This window comes from Kribbella sp. NPDC049584, assembly GCF_040675555.1.
Lineage (GTDB): Bacteria > Actinomycetota > Actinomycetes > Propionibacteriales > Kribbellaceae > Kribbella.
This window is the reverse complement of record NZ_JBFAPF010000007.1, coordinates 49,078-74,090: the sequence shown is the minus strand read 5'-3', so window position 1 is coordinate 74,090 and position 25,013 is coordinate 49,078. Positions and strand designations below refer to the sequence as shown.

General features: G+C 68.4%; 24 protein-coding genes. 14 read left to right on the top strand and 10 right to left on the bottom strand.

Annotated elements, in window-relative coordinates; translation table 11 throughout:
* Positions 1–10: 10 nt before the first annotated feature.
* From AB0J62_RS23720 to AB0J62_RS23705, 4 genes are all read right to left on the bottom strand, one after another.
* Positions 11–601, bottom strand: coding sequence for a hypothetical protein (locus tag AB0J62_RS23720; protein WP_363874943.1), 591 nt, complete (start codon positions 599–601; stop codon positions 11–13).
* A gap of 10 nt (positions 602–611) precedes the next feature.
* Complete coding sequence (locus tag AB0J62_RS23715; protein ID WP_363874940.1) at positions 612–2,396, bottom strand: glycoside hydrolase family 9 protein; 1,785 nt, start codon at positions 2,394–2,396, stop codon at positions 612–614.
* An 84-nt stretch (positions 2,397–2,480) separates the two neighbouring features.
* On the bottom strand, positions 2,481–3,680 hold the full coding sequence (locus AB0J62_RS23710) for an MFS transporter (protein ID WP_363874937.1): 1,200 nt from the start codon (positions 3,678–3,680) through the stop codon (positions 2,481–2,483).
* A complete protein-coding gene (locus AB0J62_RS23705; protein ID WP_363874934.1) occupies positions 3,677–4,243 on the bottom strand; it encodes a helix-turn-helix domain-containing protein in 567 nt (188 codons plus the stop codon). The genes AB0J62_RS23710 and AB0J62_RS23705 overlap by 4 nt, the downstream gene beginning before the upstream one ends.
* A 412-nt stretch (positions 4,244–4,655) precedes the next feature.
* Here AB0J62_RS23705 and AB0J62_RS23700 point away from each other — a divergent pair, with 412 nt between their 5' ends.
* The 5 genes from AB0J62_RS23700 to AB0J62_RS23680 all read left to right on the top strand — a co-directional run bounded on the left by AB0J62_RS23700 (position 4,656) and on the right by AB0J62_RS23680 (position 10,146).
* Entirely contained in the window at positions 4,656–6,347 is a 1,692-nt protein-coding gene (locus AB0J62_RS23700; protein ID WP_363874931.1) for a nitrite/sulfite reductase, read from the top strand.
* Positions 6,348–6,489: 142 nt separating this feature from the next.
* Positions 6,490–7,173 (top strand): phosphoadenylyl-sulfate reductase, encoded by a 684-nt coding sequence (locus AB0J62_RS23695; RefSeq protein ID WP_363874928.1) that lies wholly within the window; start codon positions 6,490–6,492, stop codon positions 7,171–7,173.
* Positions 7,170–8,069 carry a sulfate adenylyltransferase subunit CysD gene (cysD, locus tag AB0J62_RS23690; protein WP_363874925.1) on the top strand — a complete coding sequence of 300 codons (900 nt, stop codon included), beginning with the start codon at positions 7,170–7,172 and terminating at the stop codon, positions 8,067–8,069. The genes AB0J62_RS23695 and cysD overlap by 4 nt, the downstream gene beginning before the upstream one ends.
* Complete coding sequence (locus AB0J62_RS23685) at positions 8,069–9,355, top strand: GTP-binding protein (RefSeq protein ID WP_363874922.1); 1,287 nt, start codon at positions 8,069–8,071, stop codon at positions 9,353–9,355. Before cysD ends, AB0J62_RS23685 begins: the two co-directional genes overlap by 1 nt.
* Positions 9,352–10,146 carry a sirohydrochlorin chelatase gene (locus tag AB0J62_RS23680; protein ID WP_363874919.1) on the top strand — a complete coding sequence of 265 codons (795 nt, stop codon included), beginning with the start codon at positions 9,352–9,354 and terminating at the stop codon, positions 10,144–10,146. The genes AB0J62_RS23685 and AB0J62_RS23680 overlap by 4 nt, the downstream gene beginning before the upstream one ends.
* Here the strand turns inward: AB0J62_RS23680 and solA are convergent.
* Complete coding sequence (solA, locus tag AB0J62_RS23675) at positions 10,143–11,243, bottom strand: N-methyl-L-tryptophan oxidase (protein WP_363874915.1); 1,101 nt, start codon at positions 11,241–11,243, stop codon at positions 10,143–10,145. The genes AB0J62_RS23680 and solA overlap by 4 nt on opposite strands.
* Positions 11,244–11,294: 51 nt before the next feature.
* On the opposite strand from solA, the gene AB0J62_RS23670 reads away from it, so the two are divergent.
* Both AB0J62_RS23670 and AB0J62_RS23665 read left to right on the top strand, forming a co-directional pair.
* Complete coding sequence (locus tag AB0J62_RS23670; protein ID WP_363874912.1) at positions 11,295–11,522, top strand: ribbon-helix-helix protein, CopG family; 228 nt, start codon at positions 11,295–11,297, stop codon at positions 11,520–11,522.
* Positions 11,522–12,613: a Clp protease N-terminal domain-containing protein gene (locus AB0J62_RS23665; RefSeq protein WP_363874909.1), complete on the top strand. Its 1,092-nt coding sequence runs from the start codon at positions 11,522–11,524 to the stop codon at positions 12,611–12,613. The genes AB0J62_RS23670 and AB0J62_RS23665 overlap by 1 nt, the downstream gene beginning before the upstream one ends.
* Positions 12,614–12,638: 25 nt before the next feature.
* On the opposite strand, the gene AB0J62_RS23660 is transcribed toward AB0J62_RS23665, so the two are convergent.
* Both AB0J62_RS23660 and zapE read right to left on the bottom strand, forming a co-directional pair.
* Entirely contained in the window at positions 12,639–13,508 is an 870-nt protein-coding gene (locus tag AB0J62_RS23660; protein ID WP_363874906.1) for a polyphosphate kinase 2 family protein, read from the bottom strand.
* Between the two features lie 30 nt (positions 13,509–13,538).
* A complete protein-coding gene (gene zapE / locus AB0J62_RS23655) occupies positions 13,539–14,558 on the bottom strand; it encodes a cell division protein ZapE (protein WP_363874903.1) in 1,020 nt (339 codons plus the stop codon).
* Between the two features lie 165 nt (positions 14,559–14,723).
* Between zapE and AB0J62_RS23650 the strand changes: the two genes are divergently transcribed.
* Genes AB0J62_RS23650 through AB0J62_RS23625 form a run of 6 tightly spaced genes read left to right on the top strand, consistent with a single transcriptional unit; the run spans position 14,724 to position 20,905 of the window.
* On the top strand, positions 14,724–16,037 hold the full coding sequence (locus tag AB0J62_RS23650) for a sugar ABC transporter substrate-binding protein (protein ID WP_363874900.1): 1,314 nt from the start codon (positions 14,724–14,726) through the stop codon (positions 16,035–16,037).
* 4 nt (positions 16,038–16,041) lie between these two features.
* Complete coding sequence (locus tag AB0J62_RS23645; protein WP_363874897.1) at positions 16,042–17,004, top strand: sugar ABC transporter permease; 963 nt, start codon at positions 16,042–16,044, stop codon at positions 17,002–17,004.
* A complete protein-coding gene (locus AB0J62_RS23640; protein WP_363874894.1) occupies positions 17,001–17,825 on the top strand; it encodes a carbohydrate ABC transporter permease in 825 nt (274 codons plus the stop codon). Before AB0J62_RS23645 ends, AB0J62_RS23640 begins: the two co-directional genes overlap by 4 nt.
* Before the next feature lie 19 nt (positions 17,826–17,844).
* The gene (locus AB0J62_RS23635; RefSeq protein ID WP_363874891.1) at positions 17,845–18,621 is read left to right on the top strand and encodes a VOC family protein; all 777 of its coding nucleotides are present in this window, start codon (positions 17,845–17,847) and stop codon (positions 18,619–18,621) included.
* A complete protein-coding gene (locus tag AB0J62_RS23630; protein WP_363874888.1) occupies positions 18,618–19,559 on the top strand; it encodes an aldo/keto reductase in 942 nt (313 codons plus the stop codon). Before AB0J62_RS23635 ends, AB0J62_RS23630 begins: the two co-directional genes overlap by 4 nt.
* Positions 19,556–20,905 (top strand): GH1 family beta-glucosidase, encoded by a 1,350-nt coding sequence (locus AB0J62_RS23625; protein ID WP_363874885.1) that lies wholly within the window; start codon positions 19,556–19,558, stop codon positions 20,903–20,905. Before AB0J62_RS23630 ends, AB0J62_RS23625 begins: the two co-directional genes overlap by 4 nt.
* 141 nt (positions 20,906–21,046) lie before the next feature.
* Here AB0J62_RS23625 and AB0J62_RS23620 read toward each other — a convergent pair whose 3' ends face one another.
* Positions 21,047–22,267, bottom strand: coding sequence for an ROK family transcriptional regulator (locus tag AB0J62_RS23620; RefSeq protein WP_363874882.1), 1,221 nt, complete (start codon positions 22,265–22,267; stop codon positions 21,047–21,049).
* 92 nt (positions 22,268–22,359) lie between these two features.
* Between AB0J62_RS23620 and AB0J62_RS23615 the strand changes: the two genes are divergently transcribed.
* On the top strand, positions 22,360–23,325 hold the full coding sequence (locus AB0J62_RS23615; protein ID WP_363874879.1) for a zinc-binding dehydrogenase: 966 nt from the start codon (positions 22,360–22,362) through the stop codon (positions 23,323–23,325).
* 54 nt (positions 23,326–23,379) lie between these two features.
* On the opposite strand, the gene AB0J62_RS23610 is transcribed toward AB0J62_RS23615, so the two are convergent.
* Both AB0J62_RS23610 and AB0J62_RS23605 read right to left on the bottom strand, forming a co-directional pair.
* Positions 23,380–23,667 (bottom strand): hypothetical protein, encoded by a 288-nt coding sequence (locus tag AB0J62_RS23610; RefSeq protein WP_363874876.1) that lies wholly within the window; start codon positions 23,665–23,667, stop codon positions 23,380–23,382.
* A gap of 498 nt (positions 23,668–24,165) precedes the next feature.
* Positions 24,166–24,957 carry an AraC family transcriptional regulator gene (locus AB0J62_RS23605; RefSeq protein WP_363874873.1) on the bottom strand — a complete coding sequence of 264 codons (792 nt, stop codon included), beginning with the start codon at positions 24,955–24,957 and terminating at the stop codon, positions 24,166–24,168.
* Between the last annotated feature and the right edge of the window lie 56 nt (positions 24,958–25,013).

The window sequence follows — 25,013 nt, the reverse complement described above, 5'->3', positions numbered from 1 at the left end:
CGGTCCCCGGTCATTCGGCGACGAGGGCATAGGCGAAGGCGAGGCGGCGATCCAGCCAATCCGCGGTGATGCGGATCGAGGAGTTCGAGATCATCACCAGCTCATCGGAGGTGCGCCATTCGAGAGTGCGGGACTTGGTGGGCTGGTCGCCGCCCTCGTCACCTACACCGGTGAGGCCGTCCAGTACGCCGGCTATCAGTCGGGTAACGGCCTTGGCGGCGAGGCGGCCGGGACTGCCGGTCAGCCATTCGGTGCGGCCGGTGATGGTGGGGTGGCCGGGCTGGTCGATCCGCCAGTTGGGGCGGAGGACGGGTCGCGTTGAGGGCAGGCGGGTGATAGTACCGATGACGGTGTCCGCATGAACCGCCCACGAGTGCTCACCACTCGCCTCGACGCGGCACAGGAGTTGGGTCAGGTCTGCGTCGAGGTAAAGCGAGCGATTGGCGCCGACGTACGCGTAGGGCTCGAGGACGCGGTCGTCGTTCGAGCCCTGGACGGCGCGGATGGCGTTGGGGCCGAACTCGATCTGGTTGTGGGTGCGGGTGGCCGGGCGGGAGATGTTGCCTAGGGTGAATTCCCGGACGTCTTCCCAGCCAGCCACCCGCGTGAGTTTACGTCAGCGCGTAGACCGCGATCGCCGCGAAGTCGTCCGCCGGTTCGGCCGTCTGCCAGGACCGTACGTCGTCCACGTACCGCGAGCCGTGACCGGTGTACTGCGCATACGGGTCGGACGCATCAGCCGGGCAATGCGTCATCCCGTCGAGATAGTCGTCCAAGCCGTCGGTGAAGAGATCGGCCGAGTTGGGACCGTTGACGACCGCCCCGGTCAGCTGGCGGCCGGTGATGTTCGCGATCTGGTGGTGCGGGCAGCGCTCGAAGGTCTGTCCTACGCCGATGACGAACGACACGCCCCAGGCGTTCGCGCCGAAGGCCCAGTCGAGTTGCTGTTGACCGAAGGCGTCATACCGTCGGTCACCCGTCGCCTTCCGGTAGAGCCGCGCGGTAGTAGCCAACCCGAAGGTGTGCGGTACGGCGTCGAACTCGGCGTACTGCGCACCGGCGCGGAACGGATCCGCCGCCGAACGCGAGGCCCCGATCTCCAACTGCGCCCGCAGATCACCGGCCAACTCGCGGACCAGCGGCCGATCGGTCCGCGCGGCCCGGATCAGATCCTCATGCGCCAACGCACTCACGTCGTACAGGTTCAACGTGTCGCCGCCGGCCTCGTGCGCGAGGTACTGCGAAGCCCAGTACGCCGCCTGCTTCAGCCAAGCCCCAGCGCGCGGATCGCCCAATCGCTTGGCCGCCAAGGCCAACTCGGTCGCGCCCAACTCGAGGTCGTCACGCCAGGCCGTCTCCGGATAGAACGCGAACGGCAACGACGTCACCAGCTGGCCGACGTTCGTCGTCTTGGCCTGCGCGAAGATCTGCGCGGCCGTCTCGAGATGCCTGCGCGCGTCCGCACGGTTCGGCTCGACCTGTGCGGCCAGCGCGAACGCGGCCGCCGTACGTCCGGCCAGGTTGGGGCTGATCGGCTTGCCCGGCGGGGCGGCCCGGAACACCGGCCGGTTGCGCAGGAAGCGCTCGGACGGATCGGTCAGATGGTCGTCGACGCCAGGCAACCGCCAGATGTCGTGGTCGCCGATGTAGGTCTCGGTGTCGTTGCCTGCGCCCACGCCGACCTGGATGTACAGCGTGCGCGTCCGCTGGTCCCACATCTTGTCCAGCCAGTCCAGCCCGTGCCGCGCCTCCGCCAGCACCTTGCCGTCCGGCCGGTCCCGAACCGATGCCCATAGCAACGATTCTGAGTACGCCGCGATGTGGGTGAACTTCAGGTAGTCGCCGGCGTCGTACCACCCGCCGGTGACGTCGACCGGACCGCCGATGCGCTTGAGCTCACCGACCGTCTGGTCGCTGTCCGGATCGACGAACTCGGGGATCTGGTAGACGAGCGCCTTCGCATCATTGCGATGGGCGTTGTCCCGCTGAGCCGTGAAGAACTGCACGACCTTGTCCTTGGCGCTCGCCTTGAGGCGGCCCGACGAAGCCCGCACGTCGAACCCGGCGGACGCGACCCCGGGCACCTCGATCCGGTAGTGCCCCGGGACCTTCAGTGCCGACAGATCCAGCTGATAGACATGCGGGTACGTCGCGTTCCACTCCCCCACATCCTTGCCGACCGCGCCGCTCAACACCCGCCGCCCGTACCGATCCACGACGGCAAAACGAGTCGCGGTCCCACGACTCAGAACGTACGCCGCCTTGCTGTCGAAGGCGCCGTACCCGAGCTGATTGACCCGCACCGCGCCACCGGCCGCGGCATCCGCAGCAGTCACCGGCCCCACCACCAACCCCGCTGCCGCCACCGCGGCGATGAACCGACGCCAGGACCTCACGATTGTCTCCCTCCGGCCAATCGTTAGGAAGGTTTCCTATTGCTGATCGGGACGGTAGCGCACGCCAACGCCGGAGTACAGGTTTCAGGTGCGCAATCGCGACGCCGACCACCCCATCAGCGCCGCGAAGGCCGCACCGAGTAACGCACAGGCGGCCGGGACGCTGGTCAGCGAGATCAGCGCGCCGAAGCCGGTCATGGCGACCGGCATGAGTGCTTCGTCGGAGAGGCTGACGATGCTCGAGGTCCGGCCGAGGAAGGAGGGATCGATCGTCTGCTGGAACGCGCCGGAGAGCAGGGCCGACGCGAGACCGGCCGTGGCGCCGATCATGCCCATCGCGACGAACACCGCCAACCGCGGAACCGAGCCGATCATCACGCAGCCGACGGCTTGGACGATCAGCAGGAGCAGCCCGTCCCGTGCGGGTCGGCGCGGCTTCCAGCGCATCGCCACGATCGCTCCGGCCGCGGCGCAGACGCCCGAGCACGCCTGGAACCAGCCGAGCGCCGCCGGACCCCATCCGTCCAGGTGGACCCGCTGCACCAGGCCGACGGACAGCACCGGACCGACGCACAGGTTCAGCCCGAAGAACGCGATCACCAGGGTGCGCGCCGCCTCGTCCCGGCGGAGGTAACCGAAACCCGCCGAGAGGTCCCGCCGGATCGAGTGCCCACTCGGCGGCGGCTGCGGGAACCGGGGCCGGACCACGAACGCCAGGACCAGTGCGATGACTGCGAACGACGCCGCGTCCACGACCATCACCGTCAGCAGCCCGCCGTGCGCGACCAGCAGACCACCCAGCGGGGCGCCGACGAACACCGCCAGCCGATTCGCCAACTGCCGTCCGGCCGCCAGCGGGACCAGGTCGTCGGACTGCACCATCCGACGCGGAAGCGTTCCCGCCGCCGGGTTGTAGAGCGCATCGACCGCACCGAAGACGACCGCGACGGTCAGCAGCAACGGGAGCGTGACCTGACCGGCGGCGACGACGAACGCGGCGACGACCAGTACGGCGATGCGCCCGAGATTCGCGACGATCATCGTGCGCCGGCCGTCGAGGCGATCCGCGAGCGCGCCGCCGAACAGCAGGAAGAGCGCCCGTGGCAGAGCACCGATCCCCATCACCAGACCGGCCGCGGCAGGTGAAGCGACCTGTGCTGCGCTCCACGCGAGGCCGACGTACCACGCGACATCTCCGGCCTCGGAGACAGCGCCGGACAGCATCCAGGCCTGCACACGACGGTCCCGCCGCAACGGTGGCAGGACCGCGGTCGACGCGCTCATGGGCGGGCCGGCACACCGTGCGCGAAGACGTAGATCGGCGTCGCGGACGGCTCGGGCGACGGATTCTCGTAGTACTCCTGGATCAGGTCGCCGATCCGCTCGCCGAGCTCGGCCAGCCGCTCCGGGGTGAGCCGCAGCCAGCTGTCGGTTGCGAAGGCGGCCCGGTCCCACTCCTCGCCGTACTCCGGGCGGTGGTCGAACCACTGTCGGACCTTGTCGAGGTGGTGTGTGACGTTCCTCTCCTCGGACACGGTTGCGATGAGCTCGCCGGCAGGCTCTCCGCCGGCGTCGGCGACCGACCAGCTGTACGACTGGTGGGCGCTGCGCCACCAGCGCTCACGCCGGTTCTTCGCCAGCTCGGGTGCTTCCTCGATCACCTCGGCCGCCGCCAGCACCTTCAGGTGATGACTGATGTTGCCGACCAGCTCGCCGGTCCGCGCGGCCAGTTGCGAGGCGGTGGCCGGACCTTCGACGCCGAGCAGGTCGATCAGCCGGCGGCGCAGCGGGTGATGGATCGCGGCGATCATCGACGAGGTCGCCGAGCGCCGGTTCGCGGGTGCCATGCGCCGTACCGTAGCTTCCACAAGACATCTTGCACAAGAGTTCTTGCGGAAGATGATCCGTGCCTGAAGCAATCTCCAGCAGGCTGGTAGACATAGCCATATCGTGAGATCGGGTCTCAGGATGCAGGATTGACAGTTGCAAAGTCGGGCGCTGGCGCTGACGCTTGTGGACATGCTCGCTGCCCGATCCACCCACCTCGTAGGTCGCATTCATGTCGACCTCGGGCGGATGCGCAGCGCCATCTGTTGTCCTTCGATGTTCTGACAGCGACCCATGCCCGGGCCAACGACGGCCCCTGATCCCTCCCGATCACCGCTGGGTGCGCACCGCGCGGAACGCATCGAACCGACGACGCTTCGATCCTGCCGCACCTCGGTGAGCACCTGTCACTAGGACAAGGACACGCCCCCGATGACTGCTGGCGTCACCTCTCCGGCTGCCCGCAAACCCGCCCGCCCGCGCAAGGGCAAGGGCGAAGGCCAGTGGGCTCTCGGCTACCGCGAGCCGCTGAACAAGAACGAGGAGAACAAGAAGAACGACGACGGCCTGAACGTCCGGGCCCGGATCGAGAACGTCTACGCGCACCGCGGCTTCGACTCGATCGACCCCGCCGACCTGCGCGGCCGGTTCCGCTGGTGGGGGCTGTACACCCAGCGCAAGCCCGGTATCGACGGCGGCAAGACCGCGACGCTGGAGCCCGAAGAGCTGGACGACCGCTACTTCATGATGCGGGTCCGGATCGAGGGCGGGCAGCTGACCGCCGAGCAGCTGCGGGTGATCGCGGAGATCTCTACGACGTACGCGCGCGACACCGCCGACATCACCGACCGGCAGAACATCCAGCTGCACTGGATCCGCATCGAGGACGTGCCGGCGATCTGGGAGCGGCTCGAGGCCGTCGGGCTCTACACCACCGAGGCCTGCGGTGACGTACCGCGCGTCGTGATCGCCAGCCCTGTCGCCGGGATCGCCGCCGACGAGATCATCGACCCGACGCCCGCCATCGACGAGATCGTCTCGAAGTACATCGGGTCGGACGAGTTCTCGAACCTGCCGCGGAAGTTCAAGACCGCGCTGACCGGTCACCCGTCGCACGACGTCGTGCCGGAGGTGAACGACATCGCTTTCGTCGGTGTCGTGCACCCGGAGCACGGCCCGGGCTTCGACCTGTGGGTCGGCGGCGGCCTGTCGACGAACCCGATGCTCGCGCAGCGGCTCGGCGCCTGGATCCCCCGCGAGGAGGTCGCCGAGGCCTGGTGGGGCGTCACCAGCATCTTCCGCGACTACGGCTACCGCCGGCTGCGGACCCGGGCGCGGCTGAAGTTCCTGCTCGCGGACTGGGGCGTCGAGAAGTTCCGTGAGGTTCTCGAGACGAAGTACCTGAACCGGAAGCTGATCGACGGACCGGCGCCGGAGATCCCCGCCGTACAGGGTGATCACGTCGGCGTGCACAAGCAGAAGGACGGCAAGTTCTTCGTCGGTGTCGCGCCGGTCGTCGGCCGGGTGTCGGGCGCCAAGCTCGCGCAGGTGGCCGATGTGGTCGCCGCACACGGGTCGAACCGGATCCGGACCACCGCGCAGCAGAAGCTGATCGTGCTCGACGTCGAGGAGTCGCAGGTCGACTCGCTGGTCGCGGACCTGGACGCGCTCGGGTTCAAGGCGAGGCCGTCGGCCTGGCGGCGGAACACGATGGCCTGCACCGGCATCGAGTTCTGCAAGCTGGCGATCGTCGAGACCAAGGCGAAGGCGGCTCAGCTGATCGACGAGCTCGAGGAGCGGATCCCGGACCTCGACGTACCGATCACCGTGAACGTGAACGGCTGCCCGAACTCCTGTGCTCGCATCCAGGTCGCCGACATCGGGCTGAAGGGCCAGCTGGTGATGGATGCCGACGGCAAGCAGGTGCCGGGGTATCAGGTGCACCTCGGCGGCGGTCTCGGGCTGGACGCCGGCTTCGGCCGCAAGCTCCGCGGCCACAAGGTCACCGCCGACGGCCTCACGGACTACGTGGAGCGTGTTACCCAGAACTACCTCAAGGAGCGCAACGAGGGCGAGCGGTTCGCCCAGTGGGTCACCCGTGCGGATGAGGAGGCTTTGCAATGAGCGAGCGTGCGGCACCTCTTTACTGCCCGTACTGCGGGGACGAGGACCTCAGGCCCTCCGAAGAAGGCCATGGCGCGTGGGAGTGCCGGCCGTGCGCACGGGTGTTCCAGCTGAAGATGATCGGGTTGCGGGTGACGGTGGAATGAGTGACTTGAAGACGATCGCCGAGGAGGCGAACGAACGGCTCGCAGACGCGTCGGCGGTCGAGGTGCTCGCGTGGGCACGCGAGACGTTCGGCGACGAGCTCGTCGTGACCGCCTCGATGGCCGACGGCGCGCTCCCCCACCTGGCGGCACAGGCCGCGCCGGGTGTCGACGTACTGTTCCTCGACACCGGCTACCACTTCGTCGAGACGATCGGGACCCGGGACGCGGTGGCGGCGACGTTGCCGATCAACCTGATCAACGCCACCCCGAAGCAGACCGTGGCCGAGCAGGACGCGGAGTACGGCGAGAAGCTGCACGATCGCGACCCGAACAAGTGCTGCGCGTTGCGCAAGGTCGAGCCGCTGAACCGCTACCTGTCCGGCTACAAGGCGTGGGTCACCGGCATCCGCCGCGAGGAGGCGCCGACCCGCGCGAACACCCCGGTCGTCGAGTACGACGCCAAGCGCGACATGGTCAAGCTCAACCCGATCGCGCCGTGGACGCAGGACGACCTGGACGCCTACATCCAGGACAACGGCGTACTCGTGAATCTCCTGCAGTACGACGGCTACCCGTCGATCGGCTGCGAGCCGTGCACGCAACGCGTCGCGCCGGGCGAGGACCCGCGCAGCGGCCGCTGGGCGGGCACCGGCAAGGTGGAATGCGGGTTGCACACATGAGCACAACTGTTACCGAGTTGGACGCTCTCGAGAGCGAGTCGATCTTCGTGTTCCGCGAGGTGGCGGCGGAGTTCGAGCGGCCGGTGATCCTGTTCTCCGGCGGCAAGGACTCGATCGTGATGCTGCACCTGGCCCGGAAGGCGTTCTCGCCGGCCGGGGTGCCGTTCACGTTGCTGCACGTCGACACCGGGCACAACTTCCCGGAGGTGCTCGCCTACCGCGACGCCACCGTCGAGCGGCTCGGCCTGCGGCTCGAGGTGGCCAGCGTCGAGGAGTACATCGCCGACGGCCGGCTGCGCGAGCGCACCGACGGGACCCGGAACCAGCTCCAGACGATTCCGTTGCTCGACGCAATCAACAGGCACCGGTTCGACGCCGTCTTCGGCGGCGGCCGGCGGGACGAGGAGCGGGCCCGGGCCAAGGAGCGGATCTACAGCCTGCGCGACGAGTTCGGCCAGTGGGACCCGCGGAACCAGCGGCCCGAGCTGTGGTCGCTGTACAACGGCAAGCACCGGCCGGGCGAGCACGTCCGGGTGTTCCCGCTGTCGAACTGGACCGAGCTCGACATCTGGAACTACATCGAGCGCGAGCAGATCCCGCTGCCGAGCATCTACTACGCGCACGAGCGCGACGTCTTCGAGCGCGACGGCATGCTGCTTGCCGTCGGCCCCTACTCGAAGCCACGCGACGGCGAGACCGTTGCCAGGCGCACCGTTCGGTACCGGACCGTCGGCGACATGTCCTGCACCGGCGCGGTGGCTTCCACCGCCGTGAGCGCGGCCGAGGTCGTGGTCGAGGTCGCGGCCAGCGAGATCACCGAGCGTGGCGCCACCCGCGCCGACGACCGGGCCAGCGAGGCCGCGATGGAAGACCGCAAGCGAGAGGGGTACTTCTGATGAGCACCCTGTTGCGGCTGGCAACAGCCGGATCGGTGGACGACGGCAAGTCCACGCTGGTCGGGCGGCTGCTGCACGACTGCAAGGCGATCCTGGCCGACCAGATCGCGCATGTGAAGACCGTCTCCGAGGCACGCGGCGGCGACTTCGACTTCGCGCTGCTCACCGACGGCCTGCGGGCCGAGCGCGAGCAGGGCATCACGATCGACGTCGCCTACCGGTACTTCGCGACCGACAAGCGCTCCTTCATCCTCGCCGACTGCCCCGGGCACGTGCAGTACACGCGGAACACCGTGACCGGAGCGTCGACCGCCGATGTGGTGATCATCCTCGTGGACGCGCGGCACGGCGTACTCGAGCAGACCCGGCGGCATCTGGCCGTGGCCGGTCTGCTCCGGGTGCCGCACGTCGTCCTCGCGGTGAACAAGATCGACCTGGTCGGCTACGACGAGGCCGTGTTCACCAAGATCGCCAAGGACGTGAACGAGGTTGCCGACCAGCTCGGCATCGCGGACATCCAGGCGATCCCAGTCTCCGCGCTCGTCGGTGACAACGTGGTCGACAAGTCCGGCGCGACGGACTGGTACGACGGCCCGACGCTGCTCGAGTATCTGGAGAACGCCGACGGACGGATCGACAATTCCCAGCAACCGCTGCGGTTCCCGGTGCAGTACGTGATCCGGCCGCAGACCGACGACGAGTACCGCGACTACCGCGGCTACACCGGAACCGTTGCCTCCGGCACCGTTTCGGTCGGCGACCAGGTGATCGTGCTGCCCGCCGGCCGGCGTACGTCGGTCGCCGGTATCGACCGCGCCGTCGTCACGACGACCAGCACGGCCGTCGTCGAGCGGCCGTCCGCGGTGGCCGGCGAGGCCGTCACGGTCCGGCTGGCCGACGACCTCGATGTCGCCCGCGGCTCGGTGATCGTGGCTGCCGAGGCCTCCCCCGGCACCCGCCGGGAACTGGCCGCCACCGTCAGCTGGTTGTCCGACCGGCCGCTGACGGTCGGAGCCCGGGTGCTGATCAAGCACACCACCACCACCGCGCAGGCGATCGTCACCAAGATCACCGGCGCGCTGGACCTCGACACGCTCGGAGTCATCGACGCCACCGAGCTCGCACTGAACGACATCGGCAAGGTGCAACTGAAGATCGCCGCACCGCTGGCCGCCGACCCGTACTCCCGCAACACCATCACCGGATCGTTCCTGCTGATCGACGCCCACGACGGGTGGACGCTCGCGGCCGGCATGATCGACGACGAAGAAGGGGAACTGCTGTGACTGCTCCAGCGCTCGTGATCCTCGCCCACGGCAGCCGCGACCCGCGCTCGGCCGCCACCGTCCACTCGCTCGTGAAGTGCCTGCGCGAGACGCGTGACGACCTGCGGATCGAAGCCTCCTTCCTCGACCACTGCCCGCCCACGCCGTACCAGGTGATCGGCAAGCTCGCCGCCGAGGGTGTGGAGGAGATCGTCGTCCTGCCGCTGCTGCTGTCATCGGCGTACCACGCGAAGATCGACGTACCGGCCGTCGTCGACGAGGCGCGTTCGCGATTCCCGAGTCTGCGGATCATCGCCTCGGATGTCCTCGGGTACGACGACTCGTTGCTCGACGTCCTCGATCGCCGGATGCGGGCCGAGCTGAAGGACGGGCGCGTCCGCGAGCTGGACGCGCTGGTGCTGGCATGCGCCGGTTCGAGCGACTCGCACGCGAACGCGAGCGTCACGCGACTCGCGCGCCTGTGGGGCCAGCGGCACAAGCTCCCGGTGACGGCCGCGTTCGTCTGCGCTGCGTCGCCGTCGCCCGCCGAGGCCGTGCTCAAGTGGCGTCTCGAGGGCCGTCGGCACGTCGCGGTCGGGTCGCTGTTCCTCGCTCCCGGCGTACTCCCGGATCGCGCCGAATCCACGGCTCGCCGGGCCGGCGCGGTCGCGGTATCGGCCCCGCTCGGCGTGAGCGCCGAGGTGGCCCGCCTGGTCCTGCTCCGGTACGGCGTTGCGGGTCTCGACCTGCTCACGCTCGAGCCGGCTCCCCGCCCGGTGATCGCTCGCCCGGAGCTCGTTCGCACCGCCTAGAAGCGCTGAGGGTCGACGAAGGAGGCGTCCGTGTAGGGCGCCTCCCGTGTCGTTGCCTGGGCCAACAGTTCGCCGATTCCCGCGCAGTGCTTGAAGCCGTGGCCGCTGTCGCCGCCGGCGATCAGCAGCCGGTCGTCGTACCGCCCGGCGAGGAACTGTCCGTCCGGCGAGTCGGTGACCATGCACGGGATCGCCTTGACCGGTGACGGGTCGAGCCCCGGGAACGCCCGGCTGACCGCGGCCGCGAGCTCGGCGATGTCGTCCAGCGGGTGGATGTACCGGTCCAGGTCGTCCGCGTCGAACCCGCTCACGTGCCGGCCGCCGTCCAACCCGATCTTGACCCCGAAGCCTTCGTCGGACCCGTGTCCCCACAGCCCGCGCCCGTCCGCGAATTCCCAGATGAACGACGGGAAGTTGGCCAGCTGGAACGCCTCCGAGTCCGGATCCATCGCCTGGAACCAGAACATCGGCGTCCGCCGTGGCGTCAACGGCAACCCCGGCACGAGGTTCCGCAGCCACGCACCGCCGCACACCACGACCTGGTCGGCCTCGATGTCGATGGTCGGCGTGCGCACGGTCGTGCCTTCGATCGAGGTCACCATCGTGTGCGGGTAGGCCGTCGCTCCCAGCCGCTCGGCCTCGGCGACCTGCGCCTTCACGGTCCGCTCGGCGTAACAGATCCCCGCTCCCGGATCCCACACGGCGACGTCCCCCGGCTCCAGGTTGTACTGCGGGTACTTCGCCCGCACCTGCTCGTGGGTCAGATCGGTCGTCGCCGCCCCAGCCGCCTGTGCCCCCTTCACCGGCCGGCTCGTCGGCCCACCCACATTGAGCGACCCCGTCTGCCGCACATAGGTCTCCCCGGTCCGCTCCCCCAGCTCGGTCCACAGCGCCAGCGACTTCCGCGCGATCTCTGACAGCCCCGGGTGCTCCATACACGCCACCCGGAACAACCGCGTCGTCCCGTGCGACGAGCCGAACGGATGCCCGATCGCCTGCCGCTCGATCCCGACGACATTCACCCCACGCGCCGCCAGCCGCCACAAAGCCGCCGACCCGAACGCCCCCAGCCCCACCACCACGACATCGGTTCGCACGGCTCCAACTCTTTCACAGCCCATAGACGATAGCGTGATATCTTGATATCTATGGCGAAAGACACGACCAAGAACATCCTGCTGCGGCTCGACCCCGACCTGGCTGAGCGGCTGCAGACCGTGGCCTCGGTGGAGGGACGGTCGGTGTCCGATGTCGCGCGGGAGGCGATCGCGGCGCTGGTCGATCAGCGCCGGCAGGACACCCAGTTCAGTCGCCTGCTCGAGGAGAACCTCAGCCGGCACGAGGAGTCGCTGCGCCGGCTCCGGAGCGACGACTGATGCGTTACCTCGGCCCGTACGACGTGCTCGCGGTCGCGGCCCGGGTGCTGCGCTGCAGCTCGGCAGACGCCGTACTGCGGACTGATCTGAACGCGGTCGAGCGAGTGCTCGACAGCGTCCGGCTGACCAGCGGGTTGGCCGAATCGGCGGGCGTGATGCTCGCCGGCCTGGTCCGGGCGCGGCCCTTCGACGCGGGCAACCGGGTGGTCGCCGTCGCCGTGGTGCTGCAGTTCGTCTCGCTGAACCGGGCCGAGTTGCAGCTGGAGCCGGTCGCCGACGTCGACGAGCTGCTCGATCGGATCGCGGCCGGTGAGGCGAGCTATCGCGAGACGGGGGCCTTCATCCGGAGCCGGCTCGAACACCAGCCGGTGAAGCCTGAGGACCTGCAAGACGACCTGCGGCTCGAGCTGCTGCTCAGCGAGGAGACGCTGACGTTCGATGTCGAGCAGGAATGGTGGAGGGGAGTTCGGATGTATGAGCATTTCAGTGACGCGTCCAAGAGGGTCATCGTCCTCGCGCAGGAAGAGGCGCGCGGTTTCGACCACGCGTATGTCGGCACGGAGCACCTGCTGCTCGGGCTGATCACCGAGGGGCAGAGCATCGCAGCGCGGGTGCTGAGCTCTGCCGGGATCACCGTGCCGGCCGTGAAGGAGCTGGTGGTGGAGATCATCGGCCGCGGGAACGGCGGTGCGAGTCAGACGTCGATCCCGTTCACCCCGCGCGCGAAGAGCACGTTCGAGTACGCGTGGGGCGAGTCGAAGGCGCGCGGAGCGGAGCAGGTCCGGCCGGAGCACCTGCTGCTCGGCGTACTGAATGATCGCGATGGCGTCGGCGGCCAGATCATCACGAAGCTTGCCGCCGACCTCGATCAGGTACGCCGCAAGCTCGAGGAGCGGATGAACTGGCGCGAGCGCTCCGAGTCGCTCGTCACCGGCATGCTTGCCGAAGGCACCTCGTGGACGACGTACGGACGACGCCATCACCTGATCCACGAGCTCAACGCGCTGCTCGACGAGAACGAGCGCCTGCACGAGCAGGTCGCCAAGCTCCGCGACCTCCTCCGTCGCCACGACATCGACCCGGACAGCTGACGGATAGCTGACGGACAGCTGGCTGTCAGGTCGCTGCCAGGCGCTTCTTCTCCGTCTCGATGTCGAAGTCCGCGACCGGCCACTGCGGGTTCAGCTCCCGCAGCGTCTCCAGGAGGATCGTGGTGACGGCCCAGTTGCGGTACCACTTCCGGTCGCTCGGGATGACGTACCACGGCGCTTCGGGCGTGTTGCAGCGCTCGATCGCCGCGTGGTACGCGTCCATGTAGTCAGGCCAGAGCTTGCGCTCGTCGACGTCGCCGGGGTTGTACTTCCAGTGCTTGGTCGGATCGTCGAGCCGTGCCTCGAGCCGCTCGCGCTGTTGCTCCCGCGAGATGTGCAGGTAGCACTTCAGGATCGTCGTACCGTTCGCGGCCAGCTCGGCCTCGAAGTCGTTGATCTGGTCGTAGCGCCGCTCCCAGACGTTCGGCGGGACCAGGTTGCGCACCCGGGCGATCAGGACGTCCTCGTAGTGCGACCGGTCGAAGATCCCGATCATCCCCTCGCCGGGCAGTGCCTGCTTGATCCGCCACAGGAACCCGCGCCGCTTCTCGGCCGGCGTCGGCGCCTTGAACGACGTGATCTTCAGCCCCTGCGGATCCATCAGCCCCGCGCCGTGCCGGATCACCCCACCCTTGCCGGAAGTGTCCATGCCCTGCAGCACCAGCAGCACGCTGCGATTGCCGCCCTTGTGCCCTTCGGCGAACAGCCGCTCCTGCCACTCCGACGCCTCGGCGCCGAGCCCCTCCAGCGCCACCTTGCCGTCGTCCTTGGAGCCGTCGAAGCCCGTCGTCGCACGCGTGTCGTACGTCGTCAGGTCGACCGGTCCGGCCGGCGCCCGCAACTGTTCCCGCAGTCCCCGAGCAGCAGCCTTGCCGTCCTTCTTCTGCTTCGCCATCTCCACATCCTGCCTCATCCGCCCCGGAGTTCAGCGGTTTTCCGCCGCGCGAGCCAGCGCGATGAGTCGCGAGAGCGCGCGGAGGTACTTCTTGCGGTACCCGCCCTTGAGCATCTCCGGGGAGAAGAGTTGGTCCAGGGGTACGCCGCCGGCCAGCAGCGGGAGGTTGCGGTCGTACATCCGGTCCGCGAGGACGACCAGACGGAGGGCGACGTTCTCGTCGGTCAGCGGGCGTAGGTCGGTGATCGCGACCGTCTCGACGCCGTCGAGGAGGGCGCCGTACTTGCTCGGGTGCAACTCGGCGAGGTGGCGATGGAGGTCGACGAAATGGTCGCAGGAGGCGTTGGGACGTTGCTCGGCTTCCTGCTCCACCTTCTCGTCGGGCCAGGGATCGGGCGCGCCGGGCAGGCCGCGATGGCGATAGTCAGGGCCCTCGATCCGGCGTACGTCGAAGTGAGCGGCCAGGGCCTGGATCTCGCGGAGGAAGTCGACTGCCTGGAACCGGCCCTCGCCGAGTTTGTCGGGCAGCGTGTTGGACGTGGCGGCGAATTCGACCCCGGCGTCGACCAGCTGACCGATCAGGCGGGAGATCAGCATCGTGTCACCGGGGTCGTCGAGCTCGAACTCGTCGATGCAGATCAGCCGGTACGACGAGAGTTTGTCGACCGCCGTGCGTAGACCGAGGGCGCCGACGAGGTTGGTGAGCTCCACGAAGGTGCAGTACATCTTCGGGCCGGCGGACTCGTGCCATAGCGACGCCAGGAGGTGGGTCTTGCCGACGCCGAATCCGCCGTCCAGGTAGATGCCTTGTTTGCCCTCCACGCGCGCCTTGCGGCGGAGTCTTGCCCAGACCGACGGGTTTTGTCGAGGCGAGGACAGTTTGGCGGCGCGATCCGTCAGCGCGACCAATGCCTCGGCCTGCGAGGGCTCGTCCGGGTCGGGGCGGTAGGTGGCGAAGCGGACGTCGGCGAATCTCGGCGGCGGCACGCACTCCGACAGCAGCCGGTCGGAGCTCACCTCCGGCCACCGCTCGCTCAACCGGATCACCATGCGCCCAACCCTATGTGCGCCCCACCCACCCGACTTTGAGCACCCACCAACCATCGGCCGTCCGCCGAAACGGTTGGCCCGTGCACAAAGTCGAGGTGGCTGTGATCTTGACCGCTTTCTTACTTTCAGTTAGGAAGTTGGTAGGCGAACGACGAGGAGTCTCCGATGGGCGAACAGCACGTGCGGCGGCGGACAGTTCTCAAAGGGGCGGTGGGTGCGCTCGGCCTCGGGTCCGCGCTCGGATCCACACTGGCCGCCTGCGGTGGCAGTGACAGCGGTGGCGGCACCACCAGCGGCGGGAAGGCCGTGGTCCGGATGTGGTCGTGGTACAACGACCAGGAGGACCAGTTCCCGAAGCTGATCAGCGCGTTCGAGGCCGCGCACAGCAACATCAAGATCGAGAACCGGATCTTCGGCACCCCGGACCAGTACCTGCCGGCCCTGCAGGCCGCGGTCGCGGGCGGCGACGTACCGGAGATCTTCGCGCCGCACACGCGGGCGCTGACCTACGGCACCGGCGGGATCTCGGCGGACCTCAAGCAGGAGCTCGGCGACGACTTCCTGAAGGACTTCTTCGATTCGGCCAACCAGGAGTACACCCTGGACGGCAAGCAGTACGCGGTCGGCTGGATGGCGCAGACGTTCGGCATCTTCTACAACCCGGACATGCTCAAGAAGGCCGGTGTCGAAGAGGACGGCATCGAGACCTGGGACGACCTGATCGCGGCGTCGCAGAAGATCAAGGCGACCGGCAAGTTCCCGGTGGCGCTGAGCTGCAACCCGACGACGAGCTCGCTCGACTTCTTCCTGCCGCTGATCACGCAGGTCGCCGACGACCCGACGTTCTACCTGAAGCTCGACCAGCTCAAGGACGGCGCGACGTACGAGGATCCGAAGGTGATCCAGGCGATCGAGCTGCAGCAGAAGATCGTCAAGGGCGGCGTCTTCCAGCCCGGTACGACGGGCACCAGCGGCGATCAGGCGCCGCAGATCTTCTACACCGGCAAGTCCGCGATGCTGTTCAACGGCAGCTGGACCCCGCAGGGCCTGACTAAGGACGCAACACCCGCGTTCAACAAGCTCTACAAGGTGATGAAGACCCCGGCGATCGCGCCGGGCAAACGACACTGGACCGCGAACCAGGCCGGTGCCGGCTGGGCGGTCGCGGCGAACAGCAAGAACAAGGACGCCGCGCTGGAGTTCCTGAAGTTCATGTACTCCGCGGAGCAGTACTCCCCCACGATGAACGACTCGAACTCGATGCCGGCCACCAAGAGCGCCGCGGCCCGGATCGAGCTGCCGATCATGAAGCAGATGACGTCCTGGCTGCTCGACGGCGACGGGTGCCCGCACATCCCGTTCGGGCCCGGTTCGGTCGCGGCGGGCGATCCGCTCGCGAAGATCTTCGACGGCACCGGCGAGCCGGCCGCGGTCGCGAAGGCGATGCAGCAGGCGGTCCAGAACGCCAAGGGCGGCTGATCGGATGGCGACAACGCTCTCCCGGCACGACGTCGTACGACGCTCCGCCGGGCGAACGTCGTACCGGTTCGGATCGCCGTTGCGACGGTCGCAGCGGATCGCCGGCTACGTGTTCATCGGGCCGACGTTCGCGTTGTTCCTGGCCTTCGTCCTCTGGCCGATCCTCTACACGGCGTACCTGAGCCTGACCTCGTGGGGCGGGTTCGGGTCGCCGCGGTTCGTGCACTTCGACAACTACAGCCGGATGCTGCACGACCCGGTGGCGCGCCGGGCGCTGATCGTCACGCTGGTGCTGACCGGGGTGACGACCGCGCTCCTGACGTTCCTCGGCCTCGTCACCGCGGTGCTGGTGAACCTGATCTGGTCGAAGGTCGGCGTCGTCGTCCGGACCATCCTGTTCATCCCGGGCATCGTGTCGTTCGTCGTGTCGGCGGTGCTGTGGAAGCTGATCTACGACCCGAACATCGGCACGCTCAACCGGTTGCTCGGGGCAATCGGTCTGGACAGCCTGCAGCATCCGTGGCTGGCCGACCACAAGACCGTGCTGCCGGCGATCGTCGTGGTAACGGTCTGGGGCGGGCTCGGGTTCACCATGCTGATCTATTTCGCGGGTCTGCAGAGTATCGACCCGAACCTGTACGAGGCCGCCGCGATGGACGGCGCGAACACCGTGCAGCAGTTCCGCCACATCACGGTGCCGAGCCTGCGGATCGTGACCGGGCTGATCGTCAGCCTCGGTCTGCTCAACGGGTTCAAGGCGTTCGACGTGATCTTCGTGATGACGGGCGGCGGGCCCAACCACGGCAGCGAAGTACTCGGCACGTATCTGTATTCGCTGGCGTTCGGGTCGACGTCCGGCTCGATCCCGCAGCTCGGGTACGCGAGCGCGTTCAGCGTGGTGACGATGGTGCTCTGCACGCTCGCGGTCATCGCTCAGCTCTGGCTGACGCGGAGGGCGGACCGATGAGGAACAAGTGGATCGGGAAGTCGTTCGCGACGTTCGTCCTGCTGCCGTTCTGCCTGTTGATGGCGTTCCCGTTCGTGTGGATGCTGCTGACGTCGTTGCGCGAGCAGAACACGATCTTCAACGGGCCGATCATCCCGCGGAAGTTCACCGGCGTCGCCTACAAGAATGCGTGGACGTCGATCGACTTCCCGCTGCATTTCTGGAACAGCGTCTGGATCACGTCGGTCACCGTGATCGGGGTGCTGATCTTCGCCACGCTCAGCGGTTACGCCTTCGCGAAGCTGGACTTCCCGTTCCGGAACACGCTCTTCGTCCTGCTGCTGACCACGCTGATGATGCCGTCGACGGCGCTGATCATCCCGCTCTACCTCGAGCTCAAATCGCTCGGTCTGCTGGACAGCCAGGCCGGGTTGCTGGTGCTGTACATCTCCGGGTCGGCGCCGTTCGCGATGTTCCTGATGCGGGCGTTCTTCCAGACGCTGCCGGACGAGCTGATCGAGGCGGCCCGGGTGGACGGCGGCAGCGAGCTGACCATCTTCCGGCGGGTGATCCTGCCGCTGACCCGGCCCGGGATCGCGACCGTGGTGATCTTCCAGTTCCTCTCCACCTGGAACGAGTTCCTGATCGCGAACACGGTGCTGCGGAACACCGACGCCCTCCCCCTGCAGCCGGTGTTGTTCACGCTGATGGGCCAGTACTCCACGAACTGGCCGGCCCTCACCGCCGGCCTCACGCTGTCCGTCGTACCGGTCGTGATCGTCTACGTCCGGATGCAGCGGCAGTTCGTCGCCGGGATGATGCTCGGCGCGGTCAAGAACTGACTCCTTCGAAAGAGGTCGTATGCCGATCAAGAACGTCGTGGTCAACTGCACCGATGTCGCCCGCTCGGTCGAGTTCTACACCAGGTTCCTCGAGGTGTCCGTGGTCGGCGAGGTGACGACGGAGCACGCCGTGCTGGACGCGGTCACCGCGACGGTCGAATTACGGGCCGTGGGCAACGGCCGGGAGCAGAGCACCTGGTCGCCGGATGATCTGCAGAAGGGTTTCCGGCACATCGGGTTCAAGGTCGACCGGATCGACGAGCGGGCCGCCGTACTCAAGGACGCCGGCGTCGAGTTCAAGCTCGACCCGCTCGATGCCGAGGGCAACGTCCGGATCTGCTTCTTCTACGACCCGGACGGCACGCTGCTGGAGATGATCCAGGGTGACCTGCAGTACGCCGAGATCCTCGACGCGGACGGCGTCGCGCGCGAGCGGGCGCTCGGCGTACCGGCACGGCCGCGGTTCGACCATGTCGCGGTGACGATCGAGGACCGCGAGGCCACCAGCGCGTACTACGACCGGAACTACGGCTTCTCGTTCATCGGCACGATCGAGCAACCGCACGACCAGCGCGGCTTCCACATCGGCTACCTGAAGGGCGGGGACACCGTCCTCGAGGTGTTCACGTACGAGGTGGACAAGAGCGCCCGCGCTCCGCAGCTCGACGTCGCCGGGTTCGCGTACGCCGAACTCGTCGGCGACCCGCCGGACCTGCCGGCCGAGACCGCTCCGGACGGAACCAAGGTCTACGTCGACAGCGACGGCTTCGCGTTCGCCGTAGGCTCCGAGGCATGACAGACAACTGGCTGCGTCCCCTCGGTTCCACCGGCCTGACCGTGTCCGCCGTCTGCGCCGGCGGAAGCGGGCTCGGAAGCATGCCCGCGGTGTTCGGGTACGACGTGACGCGGCAGGAAGCGATCGACCTGGTACTGCGCGTGTTCGCCGGCCCATTGACCTGGATCGACACCTCGAACGGGTACAGCGACGGCGAGAGCGAACTGCGCATCGGCCTGGCGATCAAGGAACACGGCGGTCTGCCCGACGGGTTCCTCGTCGCGACCAAGGTCGACGCCCGGGACGGGGACTACTCGGGTGCGCGGGTCCGGGCGAGCGTCGCCGAGAGTAAGGAACGGCTCGGGCTGGATGAGCTGCCGCTGGTGTATCTGCATGACCCCGAGTTCCACGACTTCGACTCGATGCGGGACGCGGTCGACACGTTGATGCAGCTGCGCGCGGACGGCGAGATCGGGCACGTCGGGCTGGCGGGCGGGGACACTCGCGAGCTGTCTCGTTACCTGGATCTCGGCGGCTTCGAGGTGCTGCTCGTGCACAACCGATGGAGCCTGGTGGATCACTCGGCTCTCGGTATCTTCGAGCGGGCCCGTGCCGAGGGCATCGCCGTGGTGAACGCGGCGGTCTACGGCGGCGGGATCCTCGCGAATCCGGCCGGCGCCACGAAGTACGCGTATCGGGATGCTGCACCGGCTGTGCTGGACGCGGTGGCGCAGATGGAGAAGGCATGCCAGGAGTACGGCGTGGACCTCGCGACTGCGGCGCTGCGGCACTCGGTGGACGGCCCAGGGATCGCCGGCACGGTCGTCGGGATCACCAAGCCGGCCCGGGTCGACGCGCTCGAGACGGCGCTCGCCGTGGACCTCCCGGAGGAGTTGCTTAACCGGTTAGGTAGCCTACTTCCGGACAGGCAGTACTGGGTTGAGAAGGAGACGACGTGACGAGCGGATTCACGTGGGGCGCGGCGACCGCGTCGTACCAGGTCGAGGGCGCGGTCTCCACCGACGGGCGCGGCCCGAGCATCTGGGACACGTTCGCGCGCACCCCGGGCAAGATCGCGGACGGCACCAACGGTGACGTCGCCGACGACCATTACCACCGGTTCGGCGAGGACATCCGGATGCTGGCGGATCTCGGGCTGAACGCTTACCGGTTCTCGATCGCGTGGCCGCGGATCGTGCCCGGCGGATCGGGCGCTGCCAACGCGGCGGGGCTGGACTTCTATCGGCGGTTGGCCGAGGCGTGCCTGGAGAACGGCGTCACGCCGTACGCGACGCTCTACCACTGGGATCTGCCCCAGCCGCTGGAGGACGCCGGCGGCTGGCTGAACCGCGACACGGCCGAGCGGTTCCGGGACTATGCGGTCCTTGCGCATGACGGGCTGTCCGATGTCGTCAAGCACTGGATGACGCTGAACGAGCCGTGGTGCTCCGCGTTCCTCGGATATGGGAACGGTGAGCACGCCCCGGGTCGGACCGAAGGCGCCGACGCGCTGAAGGCCGTACACCACCTGCTGCTTGGGCACGGGCTGACGCTCGACGCCATCCGCACCGAGGGTTCGTCGTACGGGATCGCGCTGAATCCGGCGCCGATCCACGCCGCGACCGACTCCCCCGCCGACCGGGACGCCGCGCGCCGGGTCGACGGCCTGCGGAACCGTCTCTTCCTGGAGCCGTTGCTGTCCGGGCGGTACCCGTCGGACGTTCTCGAAGACACCGGCATGACCGAATGGTTCGCCGCTCAAGAGGCGGATCTTCCGGTCATCGCGGCGCCGCTCGACTTCATCGGCGTCAACTACTACTGCCCGACCACGGTTGCCGCGCCGGACGGACCGATCTCGTCGCCGGTCGCGTCGACGCAGCCGGGCAGCGAGAATGTCGTTGCCGTGGACACCGGTCTCCCCCGCACGCAGATGGGCTGGCCGATCCAGGCGACCGGGCTGCGCGACATCCTCGTCACGATCAACAAGCTCGCGCCCGAGTTGCCGTTGTACGTGACGGAGAACGGCGCGGCGTACCCGGACTCGGTGACCGCGGACGGCGCCATCGAGGACGACGACCGGCTGGACTACATCAAGCAGCACATCGCCGTGTGCGAGGACCTGGTCGCCGAGGGCTTCCCGCTCAAGGGGTACTTCGTCTGGTCGCTCCTGGACAACTACGAGTGGTCCTGGGGCTACAGCCGGCGCTTCGGCATCGTGTACGTCGACTACGAAACCCAGACCCGAACTCTCAAGAAGAGCGCCCACTGGCTCAAGGACCACCTGAGCCAGCCGCCAGCGGGCTAAGACCGGCCACGGCGGATCCCCAGCCCATCACAATTCCCCACCGCAACCGCCCTGCACCGAACGGCCGCCCCGCCCGCGCACAATTGTGATGGCCTGGCGATCCGCCCACGCCGGCTCAGCACCGCCCGCGCCCTCGAATGGTTAGGCGCGGGTGTTCTGGTGCGGGGTCAGCTGCGTGTGGAGGACGAGGGAGGCGGCACCTAAGGCCGCTGCGCTCGGGCCTAGTTTGGAGAGCTCGACCCTGGTGGGGTGCATGGCGCGGACGAACGACAGGCGGTTGAGTTCGGTCGCGGCCACGCGGACGTAGATATCGCCGGCCTCGCTGAACCCGGGGCCGGCGAGGATGATCTGGTTGAGGTCGAGCAGATTCGTGATCGAGAGCAGCGCCTTGGCCAGATAGGTCGCGGACTCCTCGATCAGCTCGAGACAGCGCGGGTCCCCGGCCGCGGCCAGGCGGGCGATCTTCGCGAAGTCGGAGCGGATGGACAGACGGCGGCCGCGGAGGCCGAGCTTGTCCGCGAGCTGCTCATCCTGGCCCGCGCGTGCGACCACCGCGGCAGGTGCGGCCAGGCTCTCCAGGCAGCCCTGGCCGCCACACCAGCACTGCGGACCGTTCACGTCGAGCACCATGTGGCCGATCTCGCCGACGTTCGACGACGAGCCACGGTACACATCCCCGTTCGTCACCAGGCCAAGGCCGAACCCGGCGGCCATGTAGACGGTGGCGAAGTCGTTGACCGAGGGGATCTTGCCCGCCCAGAACTCGCCGATCGCGGCGCAGGTGGAGTCGTTCTCGACCACGATCGGATGGTCGATCGCGTCCTTGAGCGTGTCGCGGACCGCGAACGGCTCCCAGGCGTACTTCTCCGAGTCCGTTCGCAGGAGCCGGGTGCCGCCGCGCCCCTGCCGCCCGGCCAGCGCGACCCCGACGCCGACCAGCGTCGACGGCTCGATCTCCGCCTTCACGATCAGGTCTTCGAGCTCGGCCGTGATCCGCTGCACGGCCGTCGCCGGTGCGTCCTTCCCGATCCCCCGCGACGAGACCTGCTCGATCACGCGGCCGCTCATGTCGGTGACGACGTACGTCGTGCTCGGCGTGTCGACCGCGATGCCGATCGCGTGCCGGGCGCGGGGGTTGAACTGCAGCAGCGTGGCCCGTTTGCCGCCGGTGGGGTCGCCGTACCCGGTCTCGATGATCAGGCCGTCGGCGAGTAGTCGCTTGACCACGCGGGAGATCGACGCGCCGGTCAGCCCGGATCGGTCGGCGAGGTCGACGCGGGTGACCGTGTCGCTGGAGCGGATCAGGTCCAGGATCGCGCTGTGGGTCTCCTGCGCGGTCGCACCTCTCAGAATCTTCGCCACGTCACCCTCCCTCGGATCGCACTTTAGTACACAACGTAAGGAAGTGGCAGTGGTTGACCTCAATCATTGTTGAGGTTCTAGCGTTGTCCGGCATGAAGGCGATCAGATTGCACGCGTTCGGTCCGGCCGAGAACTTGCGCTACGAGGAGGTGCCGGACCCGGTTCCCTCTGACGGCATGGTGCTCGTCGAGGTGGAGGCTGCCGGGGTTCATCTCGTCGACACGATGATCCGGGCGGGCGCGACGGGCGGCAGCCCGATCCCGGTGCCGGAGCTGCCGACGATCCCGGGGCGCGAGGTCGCCGGCCGGGTGATCGCCGTCGGGCCGGACGTCTCCTCCTCGTGGGTCGGCAAACGGGTCGTGGTCCATCTCGGCATGGTGCCAGGCGGATACGCCGAGCGCGCCGTGGCGAAGGTCGAGTCGCTGTACGAAATTCCTGATCATGTCGACGCGGCGCAGGCGGTCGCGGCGATCGGTACGGGTCGGACGACGGCCGGCATCCTTCGACAGGCGCGTCTGACCGCAGACGACGTCGTACTGGTGACTGCCGCCGCGGGTGGGATCGGCAGCTATCTCGTCCAGGCGGCTCGGAACGTTGGGGCGACGGTCGTTGGGTTGGCGGGCGGTCCGGCGAAGGTGGAGCTCGTACGGTCGCTGGGCGCGCAGTACGCCGTGGACTACCGTGATCCGGAGTGGGCCGCGGCGTTGAAGGGCGGGGTAGAGCCCACCGTGCTGCTGGACGGTGTCGGCGGGCCGAATGGCCAGAAGGCGTTCGAATTGCTCGGGGCCGGCGGACGCGCGTTCATGTTCGGCTGGTCGGGCGGCGGACCGATCAAGTTCACCCACGAGGACCTGATGTCGCGAGGCCTAACCGCCGGCTGGGCAATCGGCGCGAAGCTCGCCGGCCAACTTCGCGAGCTCGAGGCGGCGGCTTTGGAAGAGACGGTCTCCGGCCGCTGGAAGGCACTCACCACAACCTTCCCCCTGTCCGACGCCCCAGCCGCCCACCACGCCCTAGAAAACCGCACCACCACAGGCAAGGTCATCCTGATCCCTTAGCCGCCGTCGGATCCCACGCCGCACAGACATACGCAGCACGCCGGGCCGCCAGGCTCACGCCGTACAGCGGCCTATCCCACGCAGTACGCCCCCGCCCCGCCCGGCGCCGCAGTACGCCCCCGCCCCGCCCGGCGCCGCAGTACGCCCGCCCCGCCCGGTGTCGCAGTACGCCGGGCCTACAGGCACACCAAGTACGCCGCAGGCCCACAGATGCACGCAGTATGCCGGCACGCGGACGTGCGGAGTACGCCAGACACGCCACGGGCACACGCAGTACGCCGGGCCGACGGGCACAGGCAGTACGCCGAACGCCCAAGGAGGCACGCAGTACGCCGTGGACACCGAGGTACGGAGTCGATCGCGTACGCAGGCACACGCACGACAGGCTCACGCCGTACGCCGCCCCCGAGCACACGCAGTACGCCGGGATCCAGGCGTACCGAGTAGATCGCGCACGCAGGCACACGCCCGACACAGGCACACGCCGTACGTCCCCTCCCCCGGCGGGCACGCAGTACGTCGGGCACGCGGGCACAGGCAGGACAGCGGGCCGACCTCACGCAGTAGGCCGCCCCCGGACGCATGCAGTACGCCTCAGGCCCATGGACGCACGCATGGCGCCGGGCACGCAGGAGTGCGGAGTACGCCGCACTCCCGCGGGCACGCAGTACTCCTGACTCCCACGGGCGCATGCAGTACGCCGGACGTGCGGAGTACGCCGTAGCCCCGCGGGAACGCAGTGCGCCGGACTCCCACGGGCGCACGCAGTACGACGGGCGGCTCGTGTGCGGCGTACGCCGGACTCCCACGGGCACGCAGTGCGCCACCCGGCGCGGGCGCTCAGGTGCGTCGGTAGTCGCGCGGGGCGACGCCGAAGTGCGTGCGGAAGCGGCGTGAGAGGTGGAATTCGTCGGCGAAACCGAGGGTTCGGGCGATCTCGCGGTGGGTGAGGTCGGTGAGGCGTAGGAGCGTGGCCGCCGCCTGCAAGCGGCGTACGTTCCGGAACGCGGCGGGCGTCTGGCCGACCTGCTTGGCGAATCTGCGGCGGAACGTGTCGTAGCTCAGGCCGGCCTCGGCGGCGATCGCGGCCAGGTCGGTGCTCGCGGTGAGGTCGTCGGCGAGGCGGGTCATGGCGTCCATAATCTCCATGCTGACGTCTTCCGTCGTAGTGTCCTCGACGTCGACTAGCCAGTCGGCCAGTGCCATCAGTTGGTGTTCGGCGGCGCGGCGGGTTTTGGGCGGTGCACGCAGTACGGTGCGGAGTGCTTCAACCGAGGGTTGCGGGGTCGGGTAGCGCGGACCGGCGCCGGTCAGGTGTGGGAGCGCGTCGAAGATCGGGCCGGTGAAGACGGCGAACAGCTCGGTCCACCGCTCCCCCGGATCCGTGTGATACGTGTGCGGGAACCCCGGCGGTACGAGCGTGTGGGCACCCGCGGTGATCCGCTCCGCGCGACCGTCGGCGTCCCGATAGTTGCCCTCGCCATCGATCAGCACCGACAGTACGTATGCGTCCATCACCCGGAGCGCGGGCGACATGATCGGTTCGGAGTCGATCACCTCGCCGGCGAGCACCAACTGCCCGAGCCTGGTCACCGGACCCTCGGCGATCGTGACGATCGTGCGCTCGGTCATTGGTGCACGGTACGCCAAAATGTTCATGTCCGGGTCGCGGCGAGACATTCTTTGCC